The organism is uncultured Kiloniella sp. (genome assembly GCF_937128705.1).
In the GTDB taxonomy this organism is placed as follows: Bacteria; Pseudomonadota; Alphaproteobacteria; order Kiloniellales; family Kiloniellaceae; genus Kiloniella.
This window is the reverse complement of sequence record NZ_CAKZMP010000157.1, coordinates 1-5392: the sequence shown is the minus strand read 5'-3', so window position 1 is coordinate 5392 and position 5392 is coordinate 1. Positions and strand designations below refer to the sequence as shown.

Sequence of the window (5392 nt, the reverse complement as noted above, 5' to 3'; positions counted from 1 at the left end):
GCACCCGTAGCTCAGCTGGATAGAGTGTCGCCCTCCGAAGGCGAAGGTCACAGGTTCGAATCCTGTCGGGTGCGCCAATTTTCAGGATAACTTTCTCTTAAGCTTTAAAGCAATTATCCCTATGCCATCCCAAGAACTTTGGATGCGGGCGTAATGAGGGGCTTTCAGGTGCAAATGCTCTCCCGCTAGAATTCACCAATCGTTCAATTTGGGTTGGGTCATTTACTTGTCGTGAGATCAAAATATCTAAATCATCGCTTAATGAAATCAGTCCACGATCAAACATCCAATGTACAGTCCCAGACAATGCTATACCATTTCTGACGGTATCAGGGCCGTGTTTGGCTACGGGCTTAATGTGAGCGGCTTCTACTTCAGCCCTACCACCACCATTGATAAGCTGTAATCCCGTAATGGCACAGCGTCTGTCATAAGCTTCGAGAACGTGCTTTCGAAAGACACGATCCCGTGGGATACGTGAGATGGTTTGTTCAACTCGAAGACGTTCGCTTTCGTAAATAGGCACAGGAGAATCTTCTGACAAACCACCCCATGCAGGTAAATCCTTTTTAGGAACCACTTCATCAGCCCGTGGCAACAGGTCTATTTCTTCGGGAAAGCCTTGTAAAACAATCTGATTAAAATCAACATCAGAGATAGGGCGTATGGCCCACTGAATCAGACCACCATTTAAAGAACCATCTTCTTTTCTAAGATCTGATTCCATAAAGCCATTGTCTTTTCGAAATGACACGAACTCCTCGAAAGACAGAAAAGTTCCTGGCGCAATACGGGCAATATACATACCTTCGTTCAAGATATCAGGCTCAATCGCCTGAACCTTGGCTATCGCACTATACCCAAGCCTTCCGCCGCCACCGCGAGGTTCGTAATAAAGAACCCAATCATTTTCAAAGCGCTTTGCACGTTTCAAATAGCGCTTGGGAAACTGGTATTGTTCTTCCGGAAAGTCGTCGTATTTTGAATCTGCCCGATGGACAAAAACGCCCTTTGCCATGACCAACACTTATTAATTGAATAAATTACGAACATCACCCTAAGTTGATATACCTCTCCCTGCAATTAGATTTTAGTTAAGCATTCATTCAATTCCCCCCCTAAAACGCTTAACAATCAAACTTGTTTCGCACGCAAATTCAAAGCCTCCATTCCTCGTTTCACCGCGGCCATAAGCGCGACTGTTCCTAGCAACAGAGCTGTCCCTTGATAGGTTGCATTATAACCAAAGGAAGTAATCGACGGGATGCTCAGGAATGGAGAACAAAACTGTCCAAGGAAAACAGACGTTGTTAGAACACCGCCAGCCATGCCACGGCGGCTTGAGGGGGCGATCTGAAGAGCGATACCGACAAAATTCGGAACGGCAAGCGCAAAGCCTATGCCCACGGCGACCGATCCCGCAATGATCGCAATAACATTTGCGCCAAAGGGCAGAATGGCAAACCCAAGGGCCATAAAACCATAACCCAGCGCATAGGCACCCGCGTATCCCATGACACGCTTGATCCGCCCATAGAACAACGCTGCGCATCCCCCGGCCAATGACAAAGCGCCAAGACCTGCCCCCGTCATAACGGCACTGTCATAGCCCAAACTATCAAGGAAGAAGGGGAGCTGTGTTGGCATCAGGAAAAAGATCATGTTTGTCATTAGTTGTAGTACTGCTAAGGCCGCGATCAATCCTTTCCACGATTTATGGCCATCAGTTTCACTGGTCTCTATTTTTGCAGTTGTTCCGGGTGCTCTATTTGTTGAGAGGTTTTCGGTCGTTTTTTTTGCAGAGCGAAGCGATGTTTCTTTGATAACCAACCACATAAAGGGCAGGTAAAGAACGGCCAGACCATAGATAACAAAGGGCAAGCGCGGCGAACTAACGGCAAACCAACCTGCGAGTGTCAAAAAGACAAAGCCACCAAAATTTCGGGCAGAAATCTGTAACCCCGTCAGCGCACTGCGTTTCTCGCCTGTGAAATAATCCCCGATCAAAGCAGTCTGCGACGTCATAATCATGGCCACAGCAATGCCGAGGGCTAATCGGCTGGCAAAAATCATTTCAAGGTCAGGCAGATAAAAACCTGCGCTGCCCGTAATGACAAACAACACAACACCGGATAACAGCATCACGCGCCTGCCATAACGGTCCACAAAGTACCCGGCAAGCGGTGCAAAGATAACAACCGTCAGCGACGGTGCCGGGACCAACAACCTAATCAAAAGGTCTGCGTTGGGTTGCCCCATAAATGCACGTTCCAATCCAGCCAAGGCAGGGCTGATGGTCGCGTTTGCCATAACCATAAGGGTGGCAGCCATCATCAAAGCAATTGCTCTACCATCTTGCCAAACCGGGCTTCCTTTTACTGTATGAGACTGTGTCATCGGCTCTTTCCTCTTGTACAAATCGTCTGTTGAGCGCACCATACAAATTCAAGTTAACTTGAGGTCAAGTGATAAAGTCCAACATTGAATCTTCCGATCCAATAACAGAGAAAAATATGCGTGCTTTAGATATTTCCGAAGTGGTCGAACAGACGGGGTTACGCCCTTCGACCCTGAGGTATTATGAAGAAATTGGTCTAATTAAATCCATTGGTAGACAGGGTTTACGGCGACAATTCGCCCCCCAGACATTGATGCAATTGTCTTTAATCACTCTGGGGAAATCCGCTGGTTTCTCGTTGGATGAAATCGCTGGGATGTTTGGCGAGGATGGACAACCTGACCTATCCAGAGAAGACTTACGGACACGTGCGGATGATTTGGATAAACAAATCCATGACCTCACGGTTCTCAGCAAAGCCCTGCGCCATGTCGCCAACTGTTCCGCACCATCCCACATTGAATGCCCCAAGTTTCAAAAGCTGCTACGTGTGGCCAAGCGCCCGAAGAAACGTTAGTCCTTCAAAGAACAAAATCATCTCAGAGCAATAACTTGGGCAATATTTGTAACGTGCATGTCTGCGCTTAAGCTATCTGGCTCAATTCCGTCACCTAAAGTTTGGTTTACAAATAAGCCAGAAAGTGCTCTTGATTTGATACAAAACATTTAGCAGAAAGATAGTGCAATGGGATCAGGATCAACACGACCAAACAATGCCGATGACAAAATGATCGCAGCAATTGGACGCGGCGATAACAGTGAGTTTAGAGATCGTAGCCCAGGTAAGAATATCGACACCAAACTCATCAAAGAAAAAGAAGCCAGAGAAAAGAAAATTCAAGACAAAACCGACCGACTAAGAGCATTGAGATTGGCTGCTGAAAAAGAAGCAAAAGAAAAATAACGCGTACAAATCAGAGTTATTTGAAAACACATCCGTAAAACCAAATCATATTCTCAGAAGGAACTTCTGAAAGAAGTGATCACCCGGGGACAAGCCTATGCCGATGCCGGCGCAGACGGCTTCTTTGTCCCCGCCTTGACAGATGCCAGCTTAATTCGGGAACTCTGCGACACATGCCCCTTACCCATCAACATCATGATGATGTCTGGCTGTCCCTCTATCCGTGAACTGGCGAACCTCGGCGTCGCCCGTATCAGTCACGGCCCCGGCCCGTTTCGTGCGGCAATGGAGTTAATCAAAAAAAATTGCACAGCACTTTATGGCGGCTAAGTCTGAAGCACTTTTTTCTGGTAAAGGGTAGGATGCAAAATTCTGCCCTTTCTTTTCTTATCAGAATTTTGTGACCACACGTTTTTCCCTTGTTTCTTGGGAACTCTTTCTCTCTATTATGGCGCGCAAAAGTATCGTGCAAAGAACGCGATTACAGCTTACGTCAATTAGGGGAAAAGAATGGCCGTTGATAAGGAACTGTACGAGTTCCATTTTGGCTCACTCAAGGGTTGGGAAAACTTTGATGAGAAGCTGGATCAACCTATTGAAAATTGCTGTGTGATGGCGATGGATTTCTGTTCCTACAGTGCCTTTGTTCGCGAAACCAGCAACATTTCCCTCGCCCACAGAATGCTGAGTGCCTTTTGCGATGGCGCCCGGGACATCCTGATCGAAAGCGGTGCACTGGTTGATCGCGTACAGGGTGACGGCTTGCTTGCAGTATGGGGTGTACACGAAGAAGTAGATGCCGCCAATGTTCTTAGCGTTGCTGCTAAAATACACAAACTCGCCAAAGAAACTGCCAAAATCTGGCAAGATTCTATTGATCGCGTGATCGAAACCCAGGGTGCGCGCATTGGCCTGTCTTATGGCCCCGTTACCCTTCTCTCACTTCCCTCGGCTTATCCCGGGTTCAGCCTGTTAAGCGAAATCGTCAATTTGGCTGCCCGGCTCGAAGCCCGTGCCGATCCCGGCACCGTTTTCATGACAAACCGCTTTGAAAACCTGCTTCCCTTTGCCTTACAAAAAGACTGCACCAGCCTGTCAGATGAGGATGGGCAAAGAGGCCTGAAGCTTAAAAACGTTGGCCGCGTTCAGGCATTTAAATGGGCACCGAAAGAGAATACAGAAGACGACACCAACATCTGAACAACAACTCTTCAACCAGATATGTTCTTAATCAAGGAACTCCAGCGCCTGATGGTTATATAACTCCAAAAGGAACTCCAGATATGCTGGTTCAGCAAAGAGATCCGGATAGCTCTTTGAATTTACGACTTCTTCTTTCATAAAGAGCTGTACAAGCGGGAACATACGTTCATCCAACGTGAAGCTCTGGCTATCAAAACCAAGACAGAAACCGCCAGTTGGTGAAGCTGTAATTGCAAACTTTACATATTCCGGTTTAATCAGGCTGGCGCCTTCTTCTAATTCATTTTTAAATTCATCATCGTACAGCATTTCTTCGCGCTCATTATAGACGCCAAAATCTTCATGCGATGATTCAGTGAAGAATTCAACAAGCCACTGAGTAAAGTTCGCTGATGTTATCTGCCTTTCAAAACAAGCCTTGATATCTGCAACGGCCTTTTCGCTTAGGGTAAAACCGGACGATATTTCCGAGAGATCTTGACCGACATAACGTTGGTCAAGATCGTCAAATTCGGAAATATATTGCGCATACCCACTAAAAAGTTCGGATATCTTAGGACCGAGAAAGCCGACAGAATAGGTAAGGGCAGCTTCAAGCGTCGTGCCTTCATGCCCAAAACGAGGAGGAACATAAAGGACATCACCACTTGTCACTTCAACCTCGTCGCCTTCAAAACCACCAGCCAGAACCTTGAGATCAATACCCTCGATATAGATCTCATCATCAATGGCTTCTCGCCCTATTTTCCACCGCCTTTTGCCATCACCTTGAACTAGGAATACATGGTAGCTATCGATATGGGGGCCAACAGATCCACCTACAGCAGAGAAGCTGACCATGACATCGTCCATCAGCCAACGGGGTGCAAAATCAAAGCAAGAAAGGA

7 protein-coding genes and 1 tRNA gene are annotated in these 5392 nt (G+C 46.9%); 5 read left to right on the top strand and 3 right to left on the bottom strand.

Annotated features, from left to right (window positions below; translation table 11 throughout):
• A tRNA-Arg gene (locus Q0241_RS09080) sits at window positions 1–77 on the top strand.
• A gap of 20 nt (window positions 78–97) precedes the next feature.
• Here Q0241_RS09080 and Q0241_RS09075 read toward each other — a convergent pair.
• Complete coding sequence (locus Q0241_RS09075; protein WP_299376335.1) at window positions 98–1018, bottom strand: HNH endonuclease; 921 nt, start codon at window positions 1016–1018, stop codon at window positions 98–100.
• 116 nt (window positions 1019–1134) lie between these two features.
• Window positions 1135–2397 carry an MFS transporter gene (locus Q0241_RS09070; protein WP_299376333.1) on the bottom strand — a complete coding sequence of 421 codons (1263 nt, stop codon included), beginning with the start codon at window positions 2395–2397 and terminating at the stop codon, window positions 1135–1137.
• 116 nt (window positions 2398–2513) lie between these two features.
• On the opposite strand from Q0241_RS09070, the gene Q0241_RS09065 reads away from it, so the two are divergent.
• The 4 genes from Q0241_RS09065 (at window position 2514) to Q0241_RS09050 (ending at window position 4502) form a co-directional block, all read left to right on the top strand.
• Window positions 2514–2915: a helix-turn-helix domain-containing protein gene (locus tag Q0241_RS09065; protein WP_299376330.1), complete on the top strand. Its 402-nt coding sequence runs from the start codon at window positions 2514–2516 to the stop codon at window positions 2913–2915.
• Between the two features lie 168 nt (window positions 2916–3083).
• Window positions 3084–3302 carry a hypothetical protein gene (locus Q0241_RS09060; RefSeq protein WP_299376328.1) on the top strand — a complete coding sequence of 73 codons (219 nt, stop codon included), beginning with the start codon at window positions 3084–3086 and terminating at the stop codon, window positions 3300–3302.
• A gap of 30 nt (window positions 3303–3332) precedes the next feature.
• Window positions 3333–3632, top strand: coding sequence for an isocitrate lyase/phosphoenolpyruvate mutase family protein (locus Q0241_RS09055; protein WP_299376338.1), 300 nt, complete (start codon window positions 3333–3335; stop codon window positions 3630–3632).
• Between the two features lie 180 nt (window positions 3633–3812).
• On the top strand, window positions 3813–4502 hold the full coding sequence (locus Q0241_RS09050; RefSeq protein ID WP_299376325.1) for an adenylate/guanylate cyclase domain-containing protein: 690 nt from the start codon (window positions 3813–3815) through the stop codon (window positions 4500–4502).
• A 27-nt stretch (window positions 4503–4529) separates the two neighbouring features.
• On the opposite strand, the gene Q0241_RS09045 is transcribed toward Q0241_RS09050, so the two are convergent.
• Window positions 4530–5392 (bottom strand): cupin domain-containing protein (locus tag Q0241_RS09045; protein ID WP_299376321.1); only part of this gene is annotated, 863 nt, incomplete at its 5' end.